This window comes from Micromonospora sp. DT31 (assembly GCF_049841795.1).
Taxonomy (GTDB): Bacteria; Actinomycetota; Actinomycetes; order Mycobacteriales; family Micromonosporaceae; genus Micromonospora.
In genome coordinates, this window is sequence record NZ_JBNCKZ010000011.1 from 1 (window position 1) to 23,406 (window position 23,406).

The 23,406-nt window shown below is 74.5% G+C and carries 18 protein-coding genes; 11 read left to right on the forward strand and 7 right to left on the reverse strand.

Going from position 1 to position 23,406, the window contains the following annotated elements:
• Positions 1–274: 274 nt before the first annotated feature.
• The 9 genes from ACLQ2X_RS18950 to ACLQ2X_RS18990 all read left to right on the forward strand — a co-directional run bounded on the left by ACLQ2X_RS18950 (position 275) and on the right by ACLQ2X_RS18990 (position 10,868).
• On the forward strand, positions 275–778 hold the full coding sequence (locus ACLQ2X_RS18950) for an SAV_6107 family HEPN domain-containing protein (protein WP_425682376.1): 504 nt from the start codon (positions 275–277) through the stop codon (positions 776–778).
• A 158-nt stretch (positions 779–936) separates the two neighbouring features.
• A complete protein-coding gene (locus ACLQ2X_RS18955) occupies positions 937–1,698 on the forward strand; it encodes a hypothetical protein (RefSeq protein ID WP_425682377.1) in 762 nt (253 codons plus the stop codon).
• Positions 1,695–3,398 carry a DNA polymerase Y family protein gene (locus ACLQ2X_RS18960; protein WP_425682378.1) on the forward strand — a complete coding sequence of 568 codons (1,704 nt, stop codon included), beginning with the start codon at positions 1,695–1,697 and terminating at the stop codon, positions 3,396–3,398. The genes ACLQ2X_RS18955 and ACLQ2X_RS18960 overlap by 4 nt, the downstream gene beginning before the upstream one ends.
• 99 nt (positions 3,399–3,497) lie before the next feature.
• Complete coding sequence (locus ACLQ2X_RS18965) at positions 3,498–6,848, forward strand: error-prone DNA polymerase (RefSeq protein WP_425682379.1); 3,351 nt, start codon at positions 3,498–3,500, stop codon at positions 6,846–6,848.
• A gap of 98 nt (positions 6,849–6,946) precedes the next feature.
• Complete coding sequence (locus tag ACLQ2X_RS18970; RefSeq protein WP_425682380.1) at positions 6,947–7,126, forward strand: hypothetical protein; 180 nt, start codon at positions 6,947–6,949, stop codon at positions 7,124–7,126.
• A gap of 14 nt (positions 7,127–7,140) precedes the next feature.
• Complete coding sequence (locus tag ACLQ2X_RS18975; RefSeq protein ID WP_425682381.1) at positions 7,141–7,890, forward strand: methyltransferase; 750 nt, start codon at positions 7,141–7,143, stop codon at positions 7,888–7,890.
• Positions 7,887–9,050: an alkaline phosphatase family protein gene (locus ACLQ2X_RS18980; protein ID WP_425682382.1), complete on the forward strand. Its 1,164-nt coding sequence runs from the start codon at positions 7,887–7,889 to the stop codon at positions 9,048–9,050. The genes ACLQ2X_RS18975 and ACLQ2X_RS18980 overlap by 4 nt, the downstream gene beginning before the upstream one ends.
• 39 nt (positions 9,051–9,089) lie before the next feature.
• Positions 9,090–10,349 (forward strand): DNA polymerase IV, encoded by a 1,260-nt coding sequence (locus ACLQ2X_RS18985; protein WP_425682383.1) that lies wholly within the window; start codon positions 9,090–9,092, stop codon positions 10,347–10,349.
• Positions 10,350–10,466: 117 nt separating this feature from the next.
• On the forward strand, positions 10,467–10,868 hold the full coding sequence (locus ACLQ2X_RS18990; RefSeq protein ID WP_425682384.1) for a DUF3040 domain-containing protein: 402 nt from the start codon (positions 10,467–10,469) through the stop codon (positions 10,866–10,868).
• A 180-nt stretch (positions 10,869–11,048) separates the two neighbouring features.
• Here ACLQ2X_RS18990 and ACLQ2X_RS18995 read toward each other — a convergent pair whose 3' ends face one another.
• From ACLQ2X_RS18995 to ACLQ2X_RS19005, 3 genes are read right to left on the reverse strand one after another with little or no spacing between them, the layout of a single operon-like run.
• Positions 11,049–13,517, reverse strand: a complete 2,469-nt coding sequence (locus tag ACLQ2X_RS18995) for a transglutaminase TgpA family protein (RefSeq protein WP_425682385.1) — start codon at positions 13,515–13,517, stop codon at positions 11,049–11,051.
• 16 nt (positions 13,518–13,533) lie between these two features.
• Positions 13,534–14,832: a DUF58 domain-containing protein gene (locus ACLQ2X_RS19000; protein WP_425682386.1), complete on the reverse strand. Its 1,299-nt coding sequence runs from the start codon at positions 14,830–14,832 to the stop codon at positions 13,534–13,536.
• A gap of 1 nt (position 14,833) precedes the next feature.
• Positions 14,834–15,898, reverse strand: a complete 1,065-nt coding sequence (locus ACLQ2X_RS19005) for an AAA family ATPase (RefSeq protein WP_425682387.1) — start codon at positions 15,896–15,898, stop codon at positions 14,834–14,836.
• A 391-nt stretch (positions 15,899–16,289) separates the two neighbouring features.
• On the opposite strand from ACLQ2X_RS19005, the gene leuS reads away from it, so the two are divergent.
• A complete protein-coding gene (gene leuS, locus ACLQ2X_RS19010) occupies positions 16,290–19,130 on the forward strand; it encodes a leucine--tRNA ligase (protein ID WP_425682388.1) in 2,841 nt (946 codons plus the stop codon).
• Between the two features lie 123 nt (positions 19,131–19,253).
• Here the strand turns inward: leuS and ACLQ2X_RS19015 are convergent, their stop codons facing one another.
• From ACLQ2X_RS19015 to ACLQ2X_RS19030, 4 genes are all read right to left on the reverse strand, one after another.
• Positions 19,254–19,673, reverse strand: a complete 420-nt coding sequence (locus tag ACLQ2X_RS19015; RefSeq protein WP_425682389.1) for a hypothetical protein — start codon at positions 19,671–19,673, stop codon at positions 19,254–19,256.
• A 212-nt stretch (positions 19,674–19,885) separates the two neighbouring features.
• The gene (locus ACLQ2X_RS19020; protein WP_425682523.1) at positions 19,886–20,572 is read right to left on the reverse strand and encodes a TVP38/TMEM64 family protein; all 687 of its coding nucleotides are present in this window, start codon (positions 20,570–20,572) and stop codon (positions 19,886–19,888) included.
• Positions 20,573–20,601: 29 nt separating this feature from the next.
• Entirely contained in the window at positions 20,602–21,324 is a 723-nt protein-coding gene (locus ACLQ2X_RS19025; RefSeq protein ID WP_425682390.1) for a type 1 glutamine amidotransferase, read from the reverse strand.
• Positions 21,314–22,561, reverse strand: a complete 1,248-nt coding sequence (locus tag ACLQ2X_RS19030; protein ID WP_425682524.1) for a MurT ligase domain-containing protein — start codon at positions 22,559–22,561, stop codon at positions 21,314–21,316. The genes ACLQ2X_RS19025 and ACLQ2X_RS19030 overlap by 11 nt, the downstream gene beginning before the upstream one ends.
• Positions 22,562–22,915: 354 nt before the next feature.
• Between ACLQ2X_RS19030 and mraZ the strand changes: the two genes are divergently transcribed.
• Positions 22,916–23,347, forward strand: coding sequence for a division/cell wall cluster transcriptional repressor MraZ (mraZ, locus tag ACLQ2X_RS19035; RefSeq protein WP_278104495.1), 432 nt, complete (start codon positions 22,916–22,918; stop codon positions 23,345–23,347).
• The last annotated feature ends 59 nt before the right edge of the window (positions 23,348–23,406 follow it).

Consider the following 23,406-nt stretch of genomic DNA (forward strand, 5'->3'; position numbering starts at 1 on the left):
AGGCCAGCGCCTCAGGGCGGACCGAGGGCTGCGTGGGGCTCAGTTGGTGGTCGGCAGCGGCGGATCGGCGCGGCCGGGGGCGCCCCCCCCCCCCCCCCCGGGGGGGGGGCACGACGGACCCGCCGGTACGCCGGCCGGGTGTGGGTGTGGGGAAGCGTTCACATCCGGCCGGCCACCACCGGGTGCGCCTTCCTCCGCACCGACCGCTCCGGGCGACCGGGCGACGGCTTCCGTCGCGCGACCGCCCGCCCCGGCCACACGCGGAGGAGAGACCATGCCGACCAGCCCGCAGGCGCCCACGGTGCCCGCGCACGTGTTGCCGCACCGCACCCCCGCCCAGTTGCTCGTGGTGGCCCGTGCCGGGCTGGCCGAGGCCGCCCGCACCCGTCCCGACGGCCTCCGGTACGCCGCCGCGCACCTCGCGGCGCTGCGCGCGGCCGCCGCCGTGCTCGCCGCCCGGGCTCGCCCTGCTCCCACCCGACGGCACCGGATCACCAGTGTCTGGGTGCTGCTCGCCGCCGTCGCCCCCGAGCTGGACGAGTGGGCCGCCTACTTCGCGGCCGGTGCGAGCAAGCGGGCCGCCGCCGAGGCCGGCATCCCCCGGGTGGTCACCGCCCGGGAGGCCGACGACCTGCTCCGCGCCGCCGAGGAGTTCGTCACCGTGGTGGAGACCGCGCTCGGCCTGGCCTACCAACCGACGCTCGACGGCGTGCACCGGCCGTCGCGGCTCGGCCTGTCCGACGTCGCCCCGCCGCGTTCCGGAGCCGCCGCCGCCTGAGTCGTGGCGCCCGGCCGCCATCGGCGGGACCCGGGTGGCCGGGCGCCGCTCCCACCACGGCATACGCGTGCCGGGCACGTCACACGGTCCCGGGCACGATCCACAGCACCATCCACGGGCCGGGCCCGTGGCGAAGAACACGACGGGGGGTTGGTCCGATGGCGGGCCGTATGGTGGTCGGTTCCGCCGCCCTGGCCGAGTTGGTCCGGCCGGCGAGCGCGCCCGACCCGGCCGGCGGCCATCGGGTGCTGCCGGTCCAGGCCGAACTGACCGGGCTGCTGCCCAACCGTGGCCTGCGACGCGGCAGCACCATCGCGGTCGGCGTCGGCCAGCCCCGGCACAGCGGCGCCACCTCGCTGATCCTGGCCCTGCTCGCCGAGGCGTCCCGGGCCGGCTCGTGGTGCGCCGTGGTCGGCGTGCCCACCTTCGGGGCCGGCGCGGCCGCGGAGGCGGGCATCGCCCTGGACCGGCTGGCCCTGGTGCCCGACCCCGGCCCGGAGTGGCCCACCGTGGTGGCCGCGCTCATCGACGGGGTCGACGTGGTGGTCACCGCCGTGCCGGGCACGGTCTCCGCCTCCATCTCCGCCCGGTTGGCCGCCCGGGCCCGGCAACGCGGCAGCGTGCTGGTCCCCTACGGCCGGTGGGACGGCGCGGACGTGACGTTGCAGGTGGTCCGGGGCGTCTGGCAGGGGCTCGGCGCCGGGCGGGGGCGGCTGCGCCGCCGCGAGGTGACCGTCTCGGCCCGTGGCCGGGGCGCGGCCGCCCGCCCCAAGGAGATCAAGGTGTGGCTGCCCGGCGACGAGCTGACCCGGGTGATCCCCCGTTCGGCGGGGCTCGGCGCCCCGTCCGCCGCGTCGGCCCGCCGGCTGCGCGTGGTGGCGCCACCCGCCCGGACGCTCACCGCGGCCGGCCCGGCGTGAACGGCGCCCCGCAGCGGGCGCTGCTGCTCTGGTGTCCGGACTGGCCGGTCCTCGCCGCCGAGATCGTCGACGGGGTGCCCGCCACCGACCCGGTGGCGGTGCTGCACGCCAACCGGGTGGTGGCCTGCTCCGAGCGGGCTCGCGCCGAGGGGATCCGGCGCGGGTTGCGCCGGCGGGAGGCGCAGGGGCGCTGCCCGGGTCTCACCGTCGTCGACCACGATCCCGCTCGGGACGCGCGGGCGTTCGAACCGGTGGTGGCCGCGGTGGAGGAGGTGGTCGCCGGGGTCGAGGTGATCCGGCCCGGCGCCTGCGCGACGGCTGCCCGCGGGCCGAGCCGTTACCTCGGTGGCGAGGAGGCGGCGGCCGAACGGATCGTCGAGCACGTCGCCCAGAGCTGCGGGGTGGAGAGTCAGGTCGGTGTCGCCGACGGGGTGTTCGCGGCCGGGCTGGCCGCCCGGCAGGGCCGGATCGTGCCGCCCGGCGGCACGCGGGAGTTCCTGGCCGACCTGCCGGTCGAGGCGCTCGGCCGGCCCGCCCTGGCCGACCTGTTGCGTCGGCTCGGTGTGCGTACCCTCGGTGACTTCGCGGCGCTGCCCGCCGGGGACGTGCTGGCCCGGTTCGGGTTCGACGGGGCGCTGGCGCACCGGCTCGCCGCCGGCCGGGACGACCGGCCGCCGGCGGTCCGGCAACCGCCCGCCGACCTGACCGTCACCGCCGACCACGACGAGCCGATCGAGCGGGTGGACGCCGCCGCGTTCGCCGCCCGGACGCTGGCCGAGCGGCTGCACGAGCGGCTGGCCGCGTACGGCCTGGCGTGCACCCGGCTCGGCATCGAGGCGGTCACCGCGCACGGCCAGGAACTGCACCGGGTCTGGCGGCACGACGGCCTGCTCACCGCGGCGGCCGTCGCCGACCGGGTGCGCTGGCAGCTCGACGGCTGGCTGTCCGGCAGCAACGGCCGGGGTGGCGCACGTGCGACCCGCCCCACCGCGGGGATCGTCCGGTTGCGGCTGGTGCCGGACGGGGTGCTCGCGCAGGCCGGCCTGCAGGCGGGGCTGTGGGGGGAGACCGGCGCGGAGCGGGAGCGGGCGCACCGGGCGCTGAGCCGGGTGCAGGGCATCCTCGGCCCCGAGGCGGTGGTCACCGCCGTCCTCGGCGGCGGACGCTCCCCGGCCGACCAGGTGCGCCTGGTCCCCTGGGGCGACGAACGGACACCCGGCCGCCCCGGCTCGCCACCTCTCCCGGATCTCCCGCCGCCACCGGGCTCGGTCCCGGCCGTGCCGCTTGCCCCGGTCGCCGGGTCCGCCTCGGTCGTCGTACCCGCTGGGGGTGGTGCGCGGCGGCGGGCCGGGCGGGGCCGGGCGGCGCCCGAGCCGCCGTGGCCGGGCCGGATCCCGCCGCCCGCGCCAGCCGTCGTCCTGCCCGCTCCGCTGCCGGCCGACGTGCGCGACGCGGCCGGGGAGCCGGTCGTGGTGAGCGCCCGGTTGGCGGTCAGCGCGGCGCCGGCCCGGCTCACCGTCGGGGACGGCCGCGCGGCCGAGATCACCGGCTGGGCCGGCCCGTGGCCGGTGGACGAGCGCTGGTGGGCGCCGGCCGAGGCCCGCCGTCGGGCCCGGTTCCAGGTCTGCCTGGCCGACGGCGCCGCCCTGCTGCTCGCGGTCGAGGGCGGACAGTGGCTGGTGGAGGCGATCTATGACTGAGCGCCGGATCCCGCTGCCTCTGCGCGTGAGGGGATCTTGGTACGAAAGCGCCCCTCTGGGGGCCGTTTTGTACCAAGATCTCGGGCGGGGGAGTAGGCGGTGAGCTTCCACAACCCGAAGGTGCCCTGGTCCAGGTTGGAGCAGGTGCTCTCCGGGCGGGCCGCGGGACAGCGGCACCTGCACGTGGTCGACCCGCTCGCGGTCGACGCCGACGGCGGCGACTCGCCCGCCTGGAGCCGTCAGCGCCCGGGATACCAGCCGCCGGAGCTGGCCCGCCCGGACGGCGTGGTGCCGTACGCGGAACTGCACGCGCACTCCAACTTCAGCTTTCTCGACGGGGCCAGCCACCCCGAGGAACTGGCCGAGGAGGCGGCCCGGCTGGGGCTCACCGCGCTCGCCGTGACCGACCACGACGGCTTCTACGGCGTGGTGCGCTTCGCCGAGGCGGCCCGCGCGCTGCGACTACCGACGATCTTCGGCGCGGAGCTGTCCCTCGGGCTGCCCGGCCCGCAGAACGGCGAACCCGACCCGCTCGGCCGGCATCTGCTGGTGCTGGCCCACGGGCACGAGGGGTACGCGCGGCTGGCCGCCACCATCTCCCGGGCCCAGCTGCGCGGCGGGGAGAAGGGGCGTCCGGCCTACGGCGAGCTGGAGGAACTGGCCGCCGAACTGCGCGACCACGTGCTGGTGCTCACCGGCTGCCGCAAGGGGCACGTGCCGGCCGCGTTGCTCACCGAGGGGGTCGACGCGGCCGCCCGGGAACTGGACCGGCTGACCGCGCTGTTCGGCGCCGAGACGGTGGCGGTGGAGCTGACCGACCACGGCCACCCGGTCGACGCCGACCGCAACGACGCGCTCGCCGGGCTGGCCGCCGCGGCCGGGCTGCCCACGGTGGCCACCAACAACGTGCACTACGCCACCCCGGGCCGACGGCGGCTGGCCACCACCGTGGCCGCGGTCCGGGCCCGGCGCAGTCTCGACGAGATCGACGGCTGGCTGCCCGCCGCGGCCACCGCCCACCTGCGCAGCGGCGCGGAGATGGCGGCGCGGTTCGCGGCCTACCCGGGCGCGGTGGCGCGGGCCGCCGAGTTCGGCGCGGAACTCGCGTTCGACCTGCACCTGGTGGCGCCGCAGCTGCCGGCGTACCCGGTGCCGGCCGGGCACACCGAGATGAGCTGGCTGCGCCGGCTGACCATGGACGGCGCCCGGGAGCGCTACGGCCCGCCCGAGGCGCATCCGGCGGCGTACGCGCAGCTGGAGCACGAGCTGCGGATGATCGAGGACCTCGGCTTCCCCGGCTACTTCCTGGTGGTCTACGACATCGTCGCGTTCTGCCGGCGACAGGACATCTACTGCCAGGGTCGGGGGTCGGCGGCCAACTCGGCGGTCTGCTACGCGCTGCGGATCACCAACGTGGACGCGGTGCGGCACCGACTGCTGTTCGAGCGTTTCCTCGCCCCGGAGCGGGACGGTCCGCCCGACATCGACGTGGACATCGAGTCCGACCGCCGGGAGGAGGTGATCCAGCACGTCTACGCCCGCTACGGCCGGGAACACACCGCCCAGGTCGCCAACGTCATCTCCTACCGGCCGCGCTCGGCGGTGCGGGACGTGGCCAAGGCGTTCGGCTTCCCGCCCGGCCAGCAGGACGCCTGGAGCAAACAGATCGACAGGTGGGGTTCGGTGGCGGCGGTCGACGTGGCGGACATCCCCGAGCAGGTGGTGGCGTACGCCAACGAGTTGCAGACGTTCCCCCGGCACCTGGGCATCCACTCCGGCGGCATGGTGATCTGCGACCGGCCGGTGATCGAGGTCTGCCCGGTGGAGTGGGGCCGGATGCCCGGCCGCAGCGTGCTCCAGTGGGACAAGGACGACTGCGCCGCGGTGGGCCTGGTCAAGTTCGACCTGCTCGGCCTCGGCATGTTGTCGGCGCTGCACTACGGCTACGACATGATCGGGGCCAGCCTCGACCTGGGCGACATGGACCTGGACGACCCCGAGGTCTACGACATGCTCTGCCGGGCCGACTCGGTGGGCGTGTTCCAGGTGGAGAGCCGGGCCCAGATGGCCACCCTGCCCCGGCTGAAGCCCCGCGAGTTCTACGACCTGGTGGTGGAGGTGGCGCTGATCCGTCCCGGCCCGATCCAGGGCGGCTCGGTGCATCCGTACATCAGGCGCCGCAACGGTCAGGAGCCGGTGACGTACGCACACCCGCTGATGCGCAACGCGCTGGAGAAGACGCTCGGCGTGCCGCTGTTCCAGGAGCAGCTGATGCAGCTCGCCATCGACCTGGCCGGGTTCGACGCGGCCGGCGCCGACCAGCTTCGCCGGGCGATGGGTGCGAAACGTTCGGTGGAGCGGATGGCGCAGATCGCCGACCGGCTCTACGCCGGCATGGCGGAGCGGGGCATCACCGGCGAGCTGGCCGACGACGTCTACCGCAAGCTCACCGCGTTCGCCAGCTACGGCTTCCCGGAGAGCCACGCGATGAGCTTCGCCTACCTGGTCTACGCCAGCTCGTGGCTCAAGCGCTACCACCCCGGCCCGTTCCTGGCCGCCCTGCTGAACGCGCAGCCGATGGGCTTCTACTCGCCGCAGACGCTCGCCGACGACGCCCGCCGGCACGGGGTGGAGGTCCGCCGGCCGGACATCAACGCCAGCGGCGCCCGGGCGGTGCTGGAGTCCACCCCGCAGACCCGGTGGGGCAGCCTGCCGGGGGAGCCGCCGCACGCCTGGGGGCTGGGCGGCCCGGCGGTCCGGCTGGGGTTGGGCAGCGTCCGCACCCTCGGGGTGGACGTGGCCGAGCGGATCGAGGCGGAGCGGGTGGCGCACGGGCCGTACCGGGACATGCCGGACCTGGCCCGTCGGGTCGGCCTCACCGCGACGCAGCTGGAGGCGTTGGCCACCGCGGACGCGTTCGCCTGTTTCGGGCTGACCCGGCGGCAGGCCCTCTGGGCCGCCGGCGCGGCCGCCCAGGACCGGCCGGACCGGCTGCCGGGCACGGTGACCGGCGCGGACCCGCCCACCCTGCCCGGCATGGCGGCGGTGGACCGTCTCGTCGCCGACGTGTGGGCCACCGGCCTGTCCCCGGAGAGCCATCCGGCCCGGTTCATCCGGGACCGGCTCGACACGTGGGGCGCGGTGCCGATCGCCCGGCTCGGCCAGGTGCCGCCCGGGCAGCGGATCCGGGTCGGCGGGATCGTCACCCACCGGCAGCGTCCGGCGACCGCCGGCGGCGTCACGTTCCTCAACCTGGAGGACGAGACCGGCATGCTCAATGTCACTTGCTCCCCGGGGCTGTGGCAGCGCTACCGTCGAATCGCCCGCACCAGCGGAGCACTTGTGGTGCGGGGCCGGCTGCAGCGGCACGAGGGTGTCACCACCCTCACCGCGGACCGGCTGGATGCGATCGAGCCGCCCGTCGCACCGGCATCCAGGGATTTCCGTTGATGGAGTGATCCACATTACGGTTTCCCCGGGCCGCAGGCGGGAGACTCCCGAACGCGGGGTGGGCAGAGTGGCCCACCCGGGGTATGGGGGATGAACGAATGACCTTTCACCGCACGTACGCCGGTGGCGTAGCCAACAACCGTCGGACCCGTCTGGGCGCCGAGTGGGCGCCCACCCACGAGGCCGAGCAGCGGGAATACCAGGTGAACGACGGGCCGGTGGCCAACGCCCAGCGCTCCCGCGCCGAGGAAGACCCGGCCGGCGGCGGCGAGTCCTGACTCCGGACCGGGGGGTGGCTAGGCTCGGCGGCGTGGAGCAGATCCGAACTCTCACCCCCCGCACCGCCGTCATCTGGTCGGTGCTCCGGGCCGAGTTGGCGCGGCGGGCCGGCGAACGACTCTCCGTGCTCGACGTCGGCGGCGGGACCGGCGGCTTCGCCGTCCCGCTCGCCGAGGCCGGGCACCAGGTCACCGTGGTCGACGCCAGCCCCGACGCGCTCGCCGCGCTGACCCGCCGGGCCGCCGAGGCCGGGGTCGCCGACCGGGTACGCGCCACGCAGGGCGATGCCGACGCGCTCGCCGGGCTGGTCGGGGCGGCCACCGTGGATCTGGTCCTCTGCCACTCCGTCCTGGAGGTGGTCGACGATCCGCAACCGGTGATGTCGGCGCTGGTCGCCGCGCTGCGACCGGGCGGCGCGGCAAGCGTGCTGGTGGCCGGACGGGCCGCCGCCGTACTCAGCCGTGCGATGAACGGACAGTTGGACGGCGCCGCCACGGTCGCCACCGACCCGCACGGCACCGCCGGCCGCCGGGACACGCTGCGCCGCCGCTACGACGCCGCCGAGGCGGGCGTGCTGCTCGCCGCCGCCGGTCTCGTCGTCGAGGAGATCCACGGGGTGCGGGTGCTCGCCGACCTGCTCCCGGCCGCCGTGGCCGACGGCCAGTCGGCCGCACTTGTCGAGTTGGAACGCGCCCTGGCGGCCCGGTCGCCGTACCGCGACCTGGCCGCCCAACTGCACCTGTTCGCCCGCCGGCCGGCATGACCGGGCCGGCGCCCGGCCCTCTCGACCGGGTCGCGCCCCGCTACGGCGGTGGCAGCCTGATCGACGTGCTGCCCAGCGCGCTGTCGCTGCTCGGCGTGCCCGCCGCGGTCGACCTGCTCGGCCTGACGCCCACACTGTCCGGGGTGCGCCGGATCGCCGTGCTGCTCGTCGACGGCCTCGGCTGGTACCAGATCCCCACCGCGGCCCCGTACGCGCCGACCCTGGCCGGGCTGGCCGCCACCGTCGGCACGCCGCTCACCTCGGGTTTCCCCTCCACCACCCCGACCAGCCTGGTCGGGCTGGGCACCGGCGCCCCGTCCGGCGCGCACGGGGTGCTCGGCTTCACCGTCCGGGTCCCCGGCACCGACCGGGTGCTCAACCACATCGACTGGGCCGGCGCCCCGGATCCGGTCGCCTGGCAGCCGGTCGCCACCTGGTATCAACGCGCCCGCGCGGCAGGTGTCGCGGTCACCGTGGTCAGCCGCCCGGAGTACGCCGGCAGTGGCCTCACCGTGGCCGCGAACCGGGGTGGCGACTACCGGGGCGCCGCCGGGGTCGACGCGCTCGCCGGCCGGATGTTGACCGCGCTGGCCGCCGGTGACGGGCCCACCCTGGTCTCCGGCTACCACCCCGACCTGGACCGGCACGGGCACCTCAGCGGCGTCGACTCCGCGCCGTGGCGGCAGGCGGCCGCCGAGGTGGACACGTTGCTGGCCCGGCTGGTCGACGGCCTGCCACCGGACGCCGCGCTGCTGGTCACCGCCGACCACGGGCAGCTCGACGTGCCCGCCGCGCACCGGTTCGACCTGGACACCGACCCCCGGCTGCGCGCCGGGGTGCGGGTGGTCGCCGGTGAGCCCTGGGTGCGTTACCTGCATGTCGAGCCGGGTGCCGAGGCCGACGTGGTGGCCGCCTGGACCGCCGTGCTGGGTCCGGCCGCGCAGGTGTTGACCCGGGCGGCGGCGGTGGCCACCGGCTGGTTCGGCCCGGTGCCCGAGTCGCACCTGGCCCGCATCGGTGACGTGGTGGTGGTCTGCCGGGACACGTACGCGGTGACGGCCACCCGGTCCGAGCCGCCGATGGCGTCGCGGCTGGTCGCGTACCACGGTGCGGACACCGCTGCCGAGATGACCGTTCCGCTGCTGGTGGTGCGGGGCTGACCGGCGGGCCTGTCGGACCGGCGGGCTAACCTGCCTGCCATGGGCCGCAGCCAGTCGTTGCCCGGGGGCGGTGACCCGCGCTTCGGGCCGGACGCCGACGACACCGACTGCTCGATCCTGCACGTCGACATGGACGCGTTCTACGCCTCGGTGGAGGTACGGCGCCGTCCCGAGCTGCGCGGCCGGCCGGTCGTGGTGGGCGGGCTCGGGCCGCGCGGGGTGGTCAGCTCCGCCAGCTACGAGGCCCGCCGGTACGGCGTCCGCAGCGCGATGCCCACCGCCCGGGCCCGCGCGCTCTGCCCCGACGCGGTCTACCTGCCGCCGGACTTCACCGCCTACTCGACGGCGTCGCGGGCCGTCATGCGCATCTTCCGGGACGTCACCCCGCTGGTCGAGCCGCTGTCCCTGGACGAGGCGTTCCTCGACGTGGCCGGTGCCCGGCGGCTGTTCGGCCGGCCCGCCGACATCGCCGCGCTGATCCGTCGCCGGGTCGTCGAGGAACAGCGGCTGACCTGTTCGGTCGGGGTGGCGGCGAGCAAGTTCGTGGCCAAGCTCGGCTCCACCCGGGCCAAGCCCGACGGGCTGCTTGTGGTGCCGGCGGGCCAGGTGTTGGAGTTCCTGCACCCGCTGCCGGTGTCCGCGCTGTGGGGGGTGGGGGAGCGCTCCGCGGACGCGCTGCGCAAACTCGGCCTGCGCACCGTCCGCGATCTGGCCGAGGCGCCGTCGGGCCTGTTGCGCCGGGCGGTGGGTGAGGCGTCCGCCGCGCACCTGCACGAGCTGGCCTGGGGGCGGGACCCGCGCCGGGTGTCCCCGGAGCAGGTGGAGAAGTCGATCGGCGCGGAGGTCACCTTCGACACCGACGTGACCGACCCGGACGAGATCCGGCGTTCCCTGCTCGCCCTGGCCGACAAGGCCGGTGCCCGGCTGCGGGCGGCGGGTCAGGTGGGTCGTACGGTGTCGTTGAAGGTCCGGTTCGCCGACTTCCGCACCGTCAGCCGCTCCCGCACCCTGGGCGTGTCCACCGACACCGCGCGGGAGATGTTCGACACGGTTTGGGCGTTGTGGCGGGCGCTGGACCCCGGTGAGGCGATTCGGCTGGTCGGGATCCGGCTGGAAGGGCTCGCTCCGGCACAGGAGACACCTCAGCAGCTCACGCTCGGAGCGCCGGAGCGCGGGTGGCGGGAGGCGGAGGCGGCGGCCGACGCGGCGGCTGCCCGTTTCGGGCGGTCCGTCATAGGTCCGGCCAGTCTTCTCGGCCGGCGCGGGAGCGGGCGCGTCGAAAAACCGACCGGACCGTAGGTCGTCCCGCTTTCCGACGCGCGAGGGCCCTCGTAGACTTGCGGGTAAGCAGCCGGATGGCTGTCACGGTCTGTCGGCCCGCCCGGGCCGACCAACGTGTGACCGGGGAGGAGTGCCGTGCCGCTCTCGGAGCACGAGCAGCGGCTGTTCGAGCAGATCGAGCGGTCGCTTGCCGAGGACCCCAAATTTGCCTCGGCCGTGCGCGCCAGCGATCCGCGCTTCCACGCGCGGCGTCGCGTGCTCGTCGCTGCCGGCGTGGTCGTCGTTGGTCTGGCCCTGTTGATCTACGGTGCCGTGATCAAGATTCCTGCGGTGGCCGTGGCGGGCTTCGTCGTCATGCTGGCCTCGTTGGGCTACGCGGTGCAGTCGCACCGCCGATCCCAGTCACCCGACCTGCACGTGGTGGGTGGCACGACGAGCCGGCGCCGTCCGCGTGGCCGCAACAGCAGCGGCCGCCGGGGTACCTTCCTCGACCGGATGGAGGACCGCTGGCGGCAGCGCCCGGAGGGTCACCGCTGAGCCCGTCCCGCCCCTGAAGGGGTGGGACGGAGGCGACGACTCGCCGGGCCGGCGTCCGGCGAGCGAGGTCTCTTCGCCATGCCCGTAACCCACCGCCGAAGCCCGAGATCTCGGTAGCAAAGCACCCCGTCGGGGCCCTTTCCTACCGAGATCTCGCTGTTTCCCCGCCGCGGGAGTGCCTCAGCGGGCCGGGCGGCCGGCCGCCAACAGGCGGCGGGGACTCCACCGCAGCATCCGCTGCCGGGCCGCACCGCTGGTCGTGACGACCTGGGCCGAGCGTTCCGCCAGGGCCGTCCGCCAGCGCAGCACCACCGACGGTGGCAGCAGCGCCGCCCGCAGCCGGGTACGGCGATCCGCCCCGGCGGAGAGGGCGCCCCGCACGCTGCGCAGCGCCGGCTGCAATTCGGTGCCGGTCAGCGGGTCGCGGGCGTACCGGGCCCGCTCCTCGGCCCGGCCGAGCAACCGCACCCCGGTCGCCGCGGCGTCGTTCTCGACAAGCGACTCCCGGGCCAGCCGCTCGGCGGTCGCCCGTGGGGTCTCCGTGCGGTCCACCCGCACGTGGAAGTCGACGAGCGTGTCGAGCAGCTCGTCCCAGGCGGCGTGCGCGTCGGCGCGAGCGGACTCGGCGTCCACCCCGATGACGACCTCCCGGCTCCCGCCGCGTTGCCCCGGCACCGGCAGCGCGGTCGCCGCGGTCGGGACGGCGCGTACCCGACGCCGGCGCAGCGCGGAACGGCGCAGGGCCGGTACGGCGAGCAACGCCAGCAGCGCCAGCGCCCCGGCCAGCCACCACGGCCAGACCGGACTCTTCTCGGCCGGGCCGTCCGAACCCGGCGCCAGGCCCTGGTCGATGTCCTTGTCGAGGCGGTCCGCCTCGTCCGGACCGGTCGACGGGTCGACGGCGCCCGGGGCGGCGGTGGTGCCCGCCGACGGGGCGACCTCCTCGGGGGCGTCGACGTCCGGCGCCCACGCCGAGCGGACCGAACCGGGCACGGCCGCCGCCGGGGTGGCGTCGAACGGCACCCACCCGATCCCGTCGCCGAAGAAGACCTCGGTCCAGGCGTGCAGGTTGCGGTTGGTCAACACGTAGGCGTCACCGTCGGTCTTGCTGCCGTTGGTGAACCCGACCGCCACCCGGGCCGGGATACCGGCCGCCCGGACCAGCCAGGCCATCGCCGCGGCGTACTGCTGGCAGTAGCCGACCTTGGTGGCGAGGAAGTCGGTGATGTCCTCGCCGCTGGTGCCGTCGCGGGTCGACAGCGCGTAGCTGAAGCCGTTGTCCACCGAGAAGTAGTCGTAGATCGCGCGGACCTTGTCGTACTCGTTGGACTTGCCCTCGACCAGCTCGCCGACCAGCTCCTCGACGGCCGGCACGGTCGGTCGGTCGGTCTGCTGCCGCATCACCGGGCTGTCCGGCGGCAGGGACGGGGCCGCGCGCAACGCCGCCGGCCGGAACGTCGAGCGCACGTAGTCGAACGAGTACCGCTTGCCGCGGGCGCTCTCCCGGTTGGAGAAGACGATCTGCTGGTTCCGGTCGTAGAGCCAGTTGCCGCTGAGGTCCTCGGTCCGGACCGGCTGGGAGTAGACCGGCACCAACGGCATGTTCAGGTTCTTCGTCACCTCGACGGTGGCCCGGTAGCGCTGCTGCTCGACGCCGGCGGGCGCACGCTCGTCCGGGTCGGGCAGGTCACCGGCGACCGGTCGTCCGCTGGGCACCCGCGCCTGGAAGCCGGACGGCTGCAGATTGTCCACCACACCCAGGCGCAGGTAGAACGGGGTGCGCTCGTTGGTCTCGACCTTGACCAGGTCGAACTCCTCGCTCTGGTTGAGCTGACCGCTGAGCGCGGCGAACAGGTCGATCCGGCCCGGGTTGCCGCCCGCGCCGGGCCGTCCGGTGCCGTCCCCGGAACCGTTGCCGACGTTGTTCATCAACCCGCCGGTCATCCCGGGGATCGCGAGTGGCAGCGCCACCGCCACCGCGACACCCACCACGGCCAGTCGCCGGCCCGCCGCGGCCAGCGGGGACGCCTCCCAGACGTCCACGTCGCGTCCCTCGCCGGTGAACCGGCGGCCGAACCGGCGTACCCGGTCGACGTTGTCGGTGACCAGCAGCCACAGGTAGCCGGCGGCGCCCACCACGAACGGGGTGGCCGGCACGCTGTCCAGGTAGACCGCCACCGGCACCGAGTAGATGGCCAGCATCGGCAGCCCGGTCAACGCCGGCCGGCGCAACCCGACCGCGAGCACGTCCACCACCACGGCCACCGCACCGATGCCGAGCACGGCCAGGAAGAGCAGCGAGTCGACGTCGGGCACCTTCACGCCGTACGAGCGCATGTCCTGCAGGGACGACCCGACCAGTTCACCGAAGTGGTCGAACGTGCCCGGGGTCGGCAGGACCGCGAACAGCTCCGCGCCGCTCGGGAATACCCACGTCAGGCCCAGGGTCAGCCCGCCCAGCATGGCCAGCACCTGACCCCACAGCGGCGCCCGGGCCAGTCGGCTCAGCGCGGCCGCGCCGGCCACCAGGGCCACCACGATGGCCGCCTGGATCAACCACGTCCAGCGTTCGAAGATCGCCGACAGCGGCGCCGCCGCCAGCAGGGTCGCCGCCGCGGCGACGAACCCGATGTTGCGGTGCGGGGTCACAGGACCACCCTTCCGGTCATCGTCGGCCTCCGGCCACCGTCTCGGCCATGGCCGCCCGCAGCGCGAAGCCCTGCGAACCCCGCCCGGCCTGCGGCCACAGCATCGGCAGGCGGTTGCCGTGGGCCACCCCGATGACCCGCCAACCGCTCTGCAGGAGGGTGAGCGCGGCGGCGCCGTGCGCCTGTTCCGCCTCCGCCCGGGCCTTCGCCGGCAGGTTCAGCCAGGTGTTGCTGTCGAGCAGGAACGCCACACAGGTGGCGCCGTTGCCGCGTAGCCCGGCCAGCAGCTCCGCCTCGGCGGTGCCGAGCGTGCCGAGCAACGCGATGATCAGCCCTCCGTCGGCCCGCTGCCGGACCTGCTGCACCAGCGTGGTGATCTCGCCGCGCCGGTCCAGGTGCACGTCCGCGAGCTGGTCGAGGAGCAGCCCTTCGCCACCTGCCTCGGTGGCCGCGACGTCGGCGCCGCTGCCGGTGACCAGCCGCATCTTGTAACCGGCCTGCCGCAGGTGCACGGCGATGCTGGCGGCGGCCGAGACCGCCCACTCGAAGCTGGCCCCGGGCCCCTCGCCCCGGTGCCCGGCGGCGCGGGTGTCCAGCACCACCGTGGCCCGGCTCTCCCACGGCTGCTCCTCGCGCCGCACCATCAGCTCACCGGTGCGGGCGGTGGACTTCCAGTGCACCCGGCGCAGGTCGTCGCCGCGACGGTACTCCCGGGTCGCGGCGTCGTCCTCGCCGTGCACCGCCACCGAGCGGGCCCGACTGTCGCCGCTGCCGGCGTACTCACCGGGCAGTCGCACCGAGGGCAGCGGGGTGACCTGCGGGATCACCGTGAGGTGGTCGGTGTTCGGGAAGGAACGGGTCAGCTCGCACAGGCCGAACGGGTCGGTCAGCCGGATCACCAGCGGCCCCACCTCGTAGCGGCCGCGCACGTCCGCCCGGACCGTGTACGCCACCGAGCTGGCCTGCTGCGCGCCGAGCCGTTCCAGCACCACCCGGGGTCGACTGCCCAACGCGTACGGCAGGCGGTCCTCCAGCAGCAGCGTGCCGGTGGGCAGCCGCGACAGGTTCTGCAGCCGCAGCACCACCCGGGAACTGGCCCCGACCGGCGCCCGGTGCGGCTCCAGCGAGCGGCTGCAGGCCAGCTTGTAGCGGCTGCGCCCGACGTACGCGGCGGCGAGCAGCGGCAGGACGGCGAGCAGGACGGCCACCCGGAGCAGGTCCTTCTCCCCGAGGATGGCGGCGGAGACGGCTGCGGCGATCGCAGCCGCCAGGAAGGAGCGGCCGCGGGTGGTCAGCCCACGCAGGCCGTCGCGCACGTCACGGCCTCCGCGGCTCGTACGGGCCCCGGACGTTGCCACCGTTGCCGCCGCCACCGGGCCGGGTGTCGTACGGCGAGCGCTGCCTGTCGTGCGGCAGCGGCAGCCGGTGCACCAGGTCGGAGACGATCGCGTCGGTGGTGCGCCGGGCCAGTTGCGCGTCCGCGGTGGGAATGATCCGGTGGGCCAGCACCGGTACCGCGAGGACCTGCAGATCGTCCGGCAGGACGTAGTCGCGGCCCTCCAGGGCGGCCACCGCGCGCGCGGTGCGCAGCAGTTGGAGCGTGGCCCGCGGGGACGCGCCGAGCCGCAGGTCGGGGGCCTCCCGGGTGGCGGTGACCAGGTCGACCGCGTACTGCTTGACGACGTCGGCGACGTGCACCTGCCGGACGTGGCCGATCAGGCGGCGCACGGTGGCCGCGTCGGAGACCGGCCGCAGCCCGGGCAGCGGGTCGGTGGCGCCGTGCCCGTCCAGCATGGCCAGTTCGGCCCGCGGGTCGGGGTAGCCCATCGCGATCCGGGCGGTGAAGCGGTCCCGCTGCGCCTCGGGCAGGGGGTAGGTCCCCTCCATCTCGATCGGGTTCTGCGTCGCGATCACCATGAACGGGGTCTGCAGCTGGTAGGTCACCCCGTCGACCGTGACCTGCCGCTCCTCCATGCACTCCAGCAGCGCCGACTGCGTCTTCGGCGAAGCCCGGTTGATCTCGTCGCCGACGACCAGGTTGGCGAAGACCGCCCCGGGACGGAACTCGAAGTCGTGGGTCTCCTGGTTGTAGACACTGACGCCGGTGACGTCGCTGGGAAGCAGGTCGGGGGTGAACTGGATCCGCCGCACCGAGCAGTCGATGGAGCGGGCCATCGCCTTGGCGAGCTTGGTCTTGCCGACGCCGGGCACGTCCTCGATCAGCAGGTGCCCCTCGGCGAGCAGCACCGCCAGGGCCAGCCGGACGGTGGCTGTCTTGCCTTCGATGACCTGCTCGATGTTGGTCACGATGGCTTCGCTGGCGGCGCGGAACTCGTCGTGCGGCAGCAGACCGCCCACCTCGTCCCAGGTCTGTTGTGTCACGGGCCTCCTCCTCGTCGCCTGGACGGCAGCTCTCTATAGAGCACCTGGACCCGCCGTTGGGTTCGCGACGCCGAGCCTCGTCTGCCGCAGAAATCTCACTGGCCTCTCAGGCTAACCATGTTTACCGCCATCGCCGAACCCCGCAGGTAGTCGGTCGGTTACGCCCGGATTATTCGCCGGACGGGGGACGGTGGGCGGTGTCCGGAATGGGAGCGCAGGCGGCGCGCGTCGGGAGGTACACTCCCGTGCATGGCCGGTTTCTTCCTGCTTCTTACCGAGCCGTGCTGATGCGCTGAGCGCGACAGCACGGCCGCCCCTCCTGCGCGAGGGGCTTTTTTGTGCCCGCCGCCAGACCTCCCACATCCGACAAGATCCGCGCCGAGGAGACGCCATGAGTGAGGCAGCCGCACCGGCGACCGACATCCCCCCGTTCCGGTACACCGCCGCCCTGGCCGACGAGATCGAACACCGTTGGCAGGACGTCTGGGAACGGGAGGGGACCTTCCACGCGCCGAACCCGACCGGCCCGCTGGCCGACCCGACCCACCCGCGTGCGGGCGCGGAGAAGCTGTACGTGCTGGACATGTTCCCGTACCCGTCCGGCGCCGGCCTGCACGTCGGGCATCCGCTGGGCTACATCGGCACCGACTGCTACGCCCGCTACCAGCGGATGGCCGGGCACAACGTGCTGCACGCGATGGGCTTCGACGCGTTCGGCCTGCCCGCCGAGCAGTACGCGGTGCAGACCGGCACCCACCCCCGGACCACCACCGTGGCGAACATCGAGCGCTACCGGGCGCAGCTGCGCCGGCTGGGACTGGGCCACGACGAGCGGCGTTCGGTGGCGACCATCGACACCGACTTCTACCGCTGGACCCAGTGGATCTTCCTGCAGGTCTTCAACTCCTGGTACGACACCGACGCGCGCCGGGCCCGGCCGATCGCCGAACTGGTCGCCGAGTTCGAGGGCGGCACCCGGGCCACCCCGGACGGCCGGGCGTGGGCCGAACTGACCGTGGCTGAGCGGCGCGGGATCGTCGACGACCACCGGCTGGCGTACGTCTCGCAGGCGCCGGTGAACTGGTGCCCCGGTCTGGGCACCGTGCTGGCAAACGAGGAGGTCACCGCCGACGGCCGCTCGGAGCGGGGCAACTTCCCGGTCTTCAAGCGCAACCTGAAGCAGTGGATGATGCGGATCACCGCGTACGGCGACCGGCTGCTGGAGGATCTGGACACCCTGGACTGGCCGGAGCCGATCAAGCTGCAGCAGCGCAACTGGATCGGCAGGTCGACCGGGGCGCACATCGACTTCCCGACCGACGCCGGCCCGGTGCGCGTGTTCACCACCCGGCCGGACACCGTCTTCGGTGCCACCTACATGGTGCTGGCCCCCGAGCACGAACTGGTCGACGTGCTGACCCCGGCCGCCTGGCCGGAGGGCACCCGGGACGCCTGGACCGGCGGGCACACCGGCCCGCGCGAGGCCGTCGAGGCGTACCGGAAGGCCGCCGCGGCCAAGACCGACGTGGAACGGCAGGCGGACAGCAAGGAGAAGACCGGCGTCTTCGTCGGCGCGTACGCGACCAACCCGGCCACCGGCGGACGCGTTCCGATCTTCATCGCCGACTACGTGCTGGCCGGGTACGGCACCGGCGCGATCATGGCGGTGCCCGCCCAGGACGAGCGGGACTGGGCCTTCGCCGAGGTCTTCGACCTGCCGATCGTCCGCACGGTGCAGCCACCGGAGGGCTTCGAGGGCAAGGCCTGGACCGGGGACGGTCCGGCGGTCAACAGCGCCGCCCCGGAGCGCGGCATCGACCTGAACGGTCTGGGCGTGGCCGAGGCCAAGACGCGGATCGTCGAGTGGCTGGAGGCCAACGGGTACGGCACCGGCGCGGTCACCTGGCGGCTGCGCGACTGGCTGTTCTCCCGGCAGCGCTACTGGGGCGAGCCGTTCCCGATCGTCTACGACGAGACCGGGGCGCCGATCGCGCTGCCCGATTCGATGCTGCCGGTGGAGCTGCCGGAGGTGGAGGACTTCTCGCCGAAGACCTTCGACCCGGAGGACGCCGACAGCAACCCGGAGACCCCGCTGTCGCGCCGGCGCGACTGGGTGGAGGTGGAGCTGGACCTGGGTGACGGGCCGAAGCGCTACACCCGGGAGACCAACGTGATGCCGCAGTGGGCCGGCTCCTGCTGGTACGAGCTGCGCTACCTGGACCCGACCGAGTCGCAGCGTTTCGTGGCGCCGGAGAACGAGGCGTACTGGATGGGGCCGCGCGGTGCGGGCGACTGCGGCGGGACCGACCTGTACGTCGGCGGCGCCGAGCACGCCGTGCTGCACCTGCTGTACGCCCGCTTCTGGCACAAGGTGCTGTACGACCTGGGCCACGTGTCGTCGTTCGAGCCGTTCCGCCGCCTGTTCAACCAGGGCATGATCCAGGCGTACGCCTTCCGTGACGCCCGCCGGACCCCGGTGCCGGCGGAGGAGGTCGTCGAGGTCGACGGCCGCTGGTTCCACGGCGACACCGAGGTCACCCGCGAGTACGGCAAGATGGGCAAGTCGCTGCGCAACGTGGTCACCCCGGACGAGATGTGCGCGGCCTACGGCGCGGACACGTTCCGGGTGTACGAGATGTCGATGGGCCCGCTGGAGGTGTCCCGCCCGTGGGACACCCGGGCGGTGGTCGGCTCGTACCGGTTCCTGCAGCGGGTCTGGCGCACCGTCGTCGACGAGCGGACCGGGCAGCTGCGGGTCACCGACGAACCGGCCGACGAGGCGACCCGGCGGCTGCTGCACAAGGCGATCGACGGGGTCCGCGCCGACATGGACGGCATCCGGTTCAACACCGCCATCGCCAAGCTGATCGAGCTGACCAACGGCCTGACCCGGCTGGCGCAGACCCCGCGCGAGGTGGCGGAGCCGCTGGTGCTGATGGTCGCCCCGTTCGCCCCGCACATGGCCGAGGAGCTGTGGCGCAAGCTGGGCCACGACACCTCGCTGGCGTACGTGGACTTCCCGGTGGCCGACCCGGCCCTGCTGGTGGCCGAGTCGGTGACCTACCCGGTGCAGGTCAACGGCAAGGTCCGGGGCCGGGTCGAGGTGCCGGCCGACGCCACCGAGGAGACCGTCCGGGCGGCGGCGCTGGAGGCGGTGGCCGCAGCGCTGGCCGGCAAGGAGCCGCGCAAGGTCATCGTGGTGAAGGGCCGGATGGTCTCGGTCGTCGCCTGAGCGTCGCCGTGTGCCGCAGGCGCGTCCCGTACGCGGGGCGCGCCTGCACCGGCCGTCCGGACCGTGTCGCCGACGCGGCCACCTCGGTGGCGAACCCGCCCGGCAGCGGCTCCTCGTGCGGTGTCACCGGCACGCCGGCAGCGGCGGCAGTTGGTCCAGGCGCAGCAGCGAGTACGCGTGCCGTTCCGGGGGCACGGAATTGTCGTCCGGGTCCATCAGCAGCGCCGAGCCCGAGGCCGTCGCCTGGCCGTGGTCCGCGGTCAGTCGGGCGTACGAGCCGGTCCGCAGGTCGGCCACGTACCAGCCCTGGTTGTACGCGAAGGTCACCAGGTCGCCGGCGGCAGTGGGGCTGGCGATCCGGTTCAGGGGGCCGTCGGTCGGGGGCACGGCGTCCGGCGGAACCGAGGGCCCGCCGGACGCGGACGCCGGGGCGGAGGGCACCGCCCAGAGGACCCGGACGGGTCCGGTCCAGTCGGACCGCCAGACGTTCACCTCACCCCCGCCCGGGGACACCCAGGCCATGGTGCGGCCGTCGGTTGTCATGTCCGGCGAGGGGATCCGGCCCAGCACGGGCCCTCCCCGGGAACCCGTACGCCCGTCCGGGAGGTAAGCGCTCAGGCGGCGCTTCGACCAGTCGTACCAGAGCAGCTCGGCACCGCGGAACCCGACGGGGCTCAACCGGCCGGTGGCCACCCTGCGGACCGTTCCCCGGTTCGACGCCGTCGCGCACGGTCGTGACCGGTCGCCGCCGCAGGTCAACCGGCCGGGCCGGCAGCGCGTCGCCGTTCCGCCCGCCACCAGCGGTGGACGATCAGCACGCTGGCGACCAGGCCGAGGCTGGCCGGGGCGGCGGCGTACCAGTTGATCGAACCGCTGCTGGTCGCGGCCGCGCCGATCGCCGCGTAGCCGATCGCGGTCGGGGCGGAGGCGATCACGCTGCCGGTCAGGAACGGCAGCATCCGGGCGGCGGTGGTGCCGTAGCCGTAACTGACCAGGCCGAACCCGGCGATCGGCAGCAGCCGTACGGTGACCACGCCGAACACGGTCTGCCGGGCGAACCAACCGTCGAGGCGGGCCAACCGGCCGCGTACCCGCTCGGCGACGAAGTCGCGGCCCAGCAGGCGGCCCACGGTGAAGCCGATGGCGGCGGCGAGCAGCGCCGCGCCGAGCGCGTACGCGGCGCCCTGCGCCGCGCCGAAGACGGCGCCGGAGGCCAACGTGACGAAGGTGCGCGGCACCAGCGCCACCAGCAGCAGCGCGCCGCCGACCACGGCCGCCACCGGGGCGTACCCGCCGAGGGCGTCGGCCAGGCGGGGCAGGTCGGCCGGATCCGGCCGGGGCGTGAACAGCAACGTCACGCCGAACCCGGCGAGCAACAGCAGGAGCAGCCCGAACCGGCGCACCGAGGGTTGCCGCAGCAACCCGGCGAGCCGGCGGGTCACCGGTCGCCGCCCCGGCCGGGCGGCGTCGGTCACGGCCTCGCGGCGGCGGCCACCGCGGTGCGGCGCTCGGACCGGAGCCGGTCGGCCCAGGTGTCGTCGAGCGGGGGGAGCTGGTGGACGCCTGTCGCCCAGCGCAGCAGCAGGTCGGCCAGGTCGGGGTTGCGGGCCAGCGCCGGGCCGTGGGAGTAGGTGCCGAGCAGCTTGCCCCGCCACGCGCCCTCGGTGGCGCCGTCGTTGCCCACCCCGGCGGTGACCCGGGCCAGCGGGGACACCCCCGGGCCGAGGTGGGTACGGCCACCGTGGTTCTCGAAACCGGACAGGTGCGGGATGCCCAGCCGCGGGTCGACCTCGCCGGCCAGTTCGCCCACCGCCCGGGTGGGACCGCGGTCGGAGGAGAGGTCGAGCAGTTCCAGACCGGCGCAGCGGGTGCCCTTGGCGAAGAAGGAGGTGCCGAGCAGCTGGTAGCCGGCGCAGACACCGAACACCACCGAACCCTGGGCCACCGCCCGGTGCAGGCCGCCGTCGGCGAGCAGGCGCTGGGCACCCAGCGCCTGCGGACCGTCCTCGCCGCCGCCGATCAGATAGATGTCGGCGGTGGCGGGCAGCCGCTGGTCGGAGCGGACCTCCAGCACCTCGACCGGCATGCCGCGCAGCTGGGCCCGGCGAGCCAGGATCAGCACGTTGCCCCGGTCGCCGTAGGTGGACAGCAGGTCCGGATAGATCCAGACGATGCGCAGGCTCTCAGTTGACACGGTCCAGCTCCGCTCGGATGTCCTGGAAGGCGGTGTAGTTGGCGATGACCTCCAGCCGGCCCGGCGGCACCGCGCGGACGGCGTCGTCGAAGCGGCGGACATGCTGGAACGGCACGCCGTTGACCTCCAGCCGCACGGCCAGGTCGTACGCCCGGTCGCCGGTGATCAGCACCTGCCGGCCGGCCAGCGGGGAGAAGTCCACGTCGAACAGCCACGACGTGTCCAGCCCGTCGGGGTCGCGGGCGTTGATGGACAGCAGCGTCGGCGCGACGTCGGCCATGTCGAACGCCTCCAGCCAGCTCGCCGGGTTCTTGGCCAGCAGCAGTCGGATGTTGCGCCCGTCGCGCTGCACCTGGGCGTAGCGGCCGGCCACCGAGGTGACCGTGCCGAGCCGGGAGACCGCGTCCACCGGGCGTACGCCGAACTCGGCGGCGACGGCCAGCGCGGTGGCCGCGTTGCCGAGGTTGACCTTGCCGGGGAGCTGGAGCTGGATCTTGTGCCAGGCGCCGGTGGGGTCGAGCACCCCGTCGTCCTCGACCGTCCACTGCGGCTCGGGGCGGCGCAGCGGGCAACCGGTGCACCACCACCGGCCGTCGGAGCGCTGGATGGTGGAGCCGCACTCGGGGCACACCCAGGAGTCGTCGTGCCAGCGCTGGCCGGCGCTGAACCAGGTGACGTGCGGCGGCACGTGGCCCCGGGCCGGGTCGGCCGGTGGGCACGCGGCCCACACCACCATCGGGTCGTCGGCGTTGGCGACCACCCGGGCCTTCGGGTGCCGGACCAGTGCGGCGCGCCAGAGCTGCGCCATCATGGCGACCTCCTTGGCCCGGTCGAGCTGGTCGCGGGAGAGGTTGAGCAGCGCCACCACGTGCGGCTCGGTCGCCTCCAGCACCTGGGCGAGGTAGTGCTCGTCCACCTCCAGCACCGCGTACGGCGTGCTGCCGGCCTTGGCCAGCGCCGAGGTGTGGCCGGTGGGCATGTTCGCGCCGAAGGAGTTCGTGGCGACCCGGCCGAGCACGCCGACCGCGGCGGTGGTGAGCCGGGTGGTGGTGGTCTTGCCGTTGGTGCCGGACACCAGGGCGATGGCGCGCCCGGCCGAGAGGTGGGCGAGCAGGTCCGGGTCGATCTTGAGGCCGATCCAGCCGCCGATCACCGAACCGTCGCCACGGCCCGCGGCCCGGGACAGCGCCGCGGCGGTGCGCGACACGGAGCTGGCCACCTTCGCCCGCAAGGGCATCTTCGCGTCCGTCACCCGAGCGAGGTTACCGGACCCGGCCCTCCGCCAGATCGCCGCCGAGGGCGAACCGTTCGGCCGGGGACGGGCCGCGGACGGCCGGAGCGGGCCGGGCCGGGCGGTGTCGGTGGATGTCGGGTAGCGGACCGAGCCGGGGGTCGCCGCGCCCCTCCACTCCACCCCACCCGTGTTGACGTGCGGTTTTGCCCGCCGAAACGTCGCGCCACGCGGGCGATTCTGGTTGCAGGTGGAGGGAAGTGGAGTAGAGTGGGGCGCGATGGTGAGGCCGGGAGGGCCGCACCGGCCCGGGGGGTCAGCGGCGCCGCGAACGCCGCTCAGGGCGAGGGGGTTGGGCCGATGTTCCTCGGCACCCACACTCCGCGTCTGGACGACAAGGGCCGGTTGATCCTGCCGGCGAAGTTCCGGGACGAGCTGGCGGGGGGTGTCGTGATCACCAAAGGGCAGGAGCGCTGCCTCTACGTCTTCCCGATGCCCGAGTTCCAGCGGATCGCCGACCAGTTGCGCGCGCAGCCGATGACGAGCAAGGCGGCCCGGGCCTACAGCCGGGTCTTCTTCGCCAGCGCGCACGACGAGGTGCCGGACAAGCAGGGGCGGGTCACCATTCCCGGCCACCTGCGGTCGTACGCGGCACTCGACCGGGAGCTGGTCGTGATCGGGGCGAGCACCCGGGTGGAGATCTGGGACAGGGTGGCCTGGGAGGCCTACCTCGCGGAGAGCGAAGACGACTTCGCCGACATCGAGGAGGGGGTGCTGCCCGGCGGTCTGTAGGGCGCGACGACGCCCGACGTACTGCGAGATCTCCAGCCGCTTTCGAGTTCCTGGCACCC

Coding starts and splice junctions, on each gene's coding strand:
- ACLQ2X_RS18985 (WP_425682383.1), top strand. CDS start 9,090: ATGGGCCGCAGCCAGTCGTTGCCCGGGGGCGGTGACCCGCGCTTCGGG.
- ACLQ2X_RS18970 (WP_425682380.1), top strand. CDS start 6,947: ATGACCTTTCACCGCACGTACGCCGGTGGCGTAGCCAACAACCGTCGG.
- ACLQ2X_RS18955 (WP_425682377.1), top strand. CDS start 937: ATGGCGGGCCGTATGGTGGTCGGTTCCGCCGCCCTGGCCGAGTTGGTC.
- mraZ (WP_278104495.1), top strand. CDS start 22,916: ATGTTCCTCGGCACCCACACTCCGCGTCTGGACGACAAGGGCCGGTTG.
- ACLQ2X_RS18980 (WP_425682382.1), top strand. CDS start 7,887: ATGACCGGGCCGGCGCCCGGCCCTCTCGACCGGGTCGCGCCCCGCTAC.
- ACLQ2X_RS18950 (WP_425682376.1), top strand. CDS start 275: ATGCCGACCAGCCCGCAGGCGCCCACGGTGCCCGCGCACGTGTTGCCG.
- ACLQ2X_RS19015 (WP_425682389.1), bottom strand. CDS start 19,673: ATGACAACCGACGGCCGCACCATGGCCTGGGTGTCCCCGGGCGGGGGT.
- ACLQ2X_RS19030 (WP_425682524.1), bottom strand. CDS start 22,561: ATGCCCTTGCGGGCGAAGGTGGCCAGCTCCGTGTCGCGCACCGCCGCG.
- leuS (WP_425682388.1), top strand. CDS start 16,290: ATGAGTGAGGCAGCCGCACCGGCGACCGACATCCCCCCGTTCCGGTAC.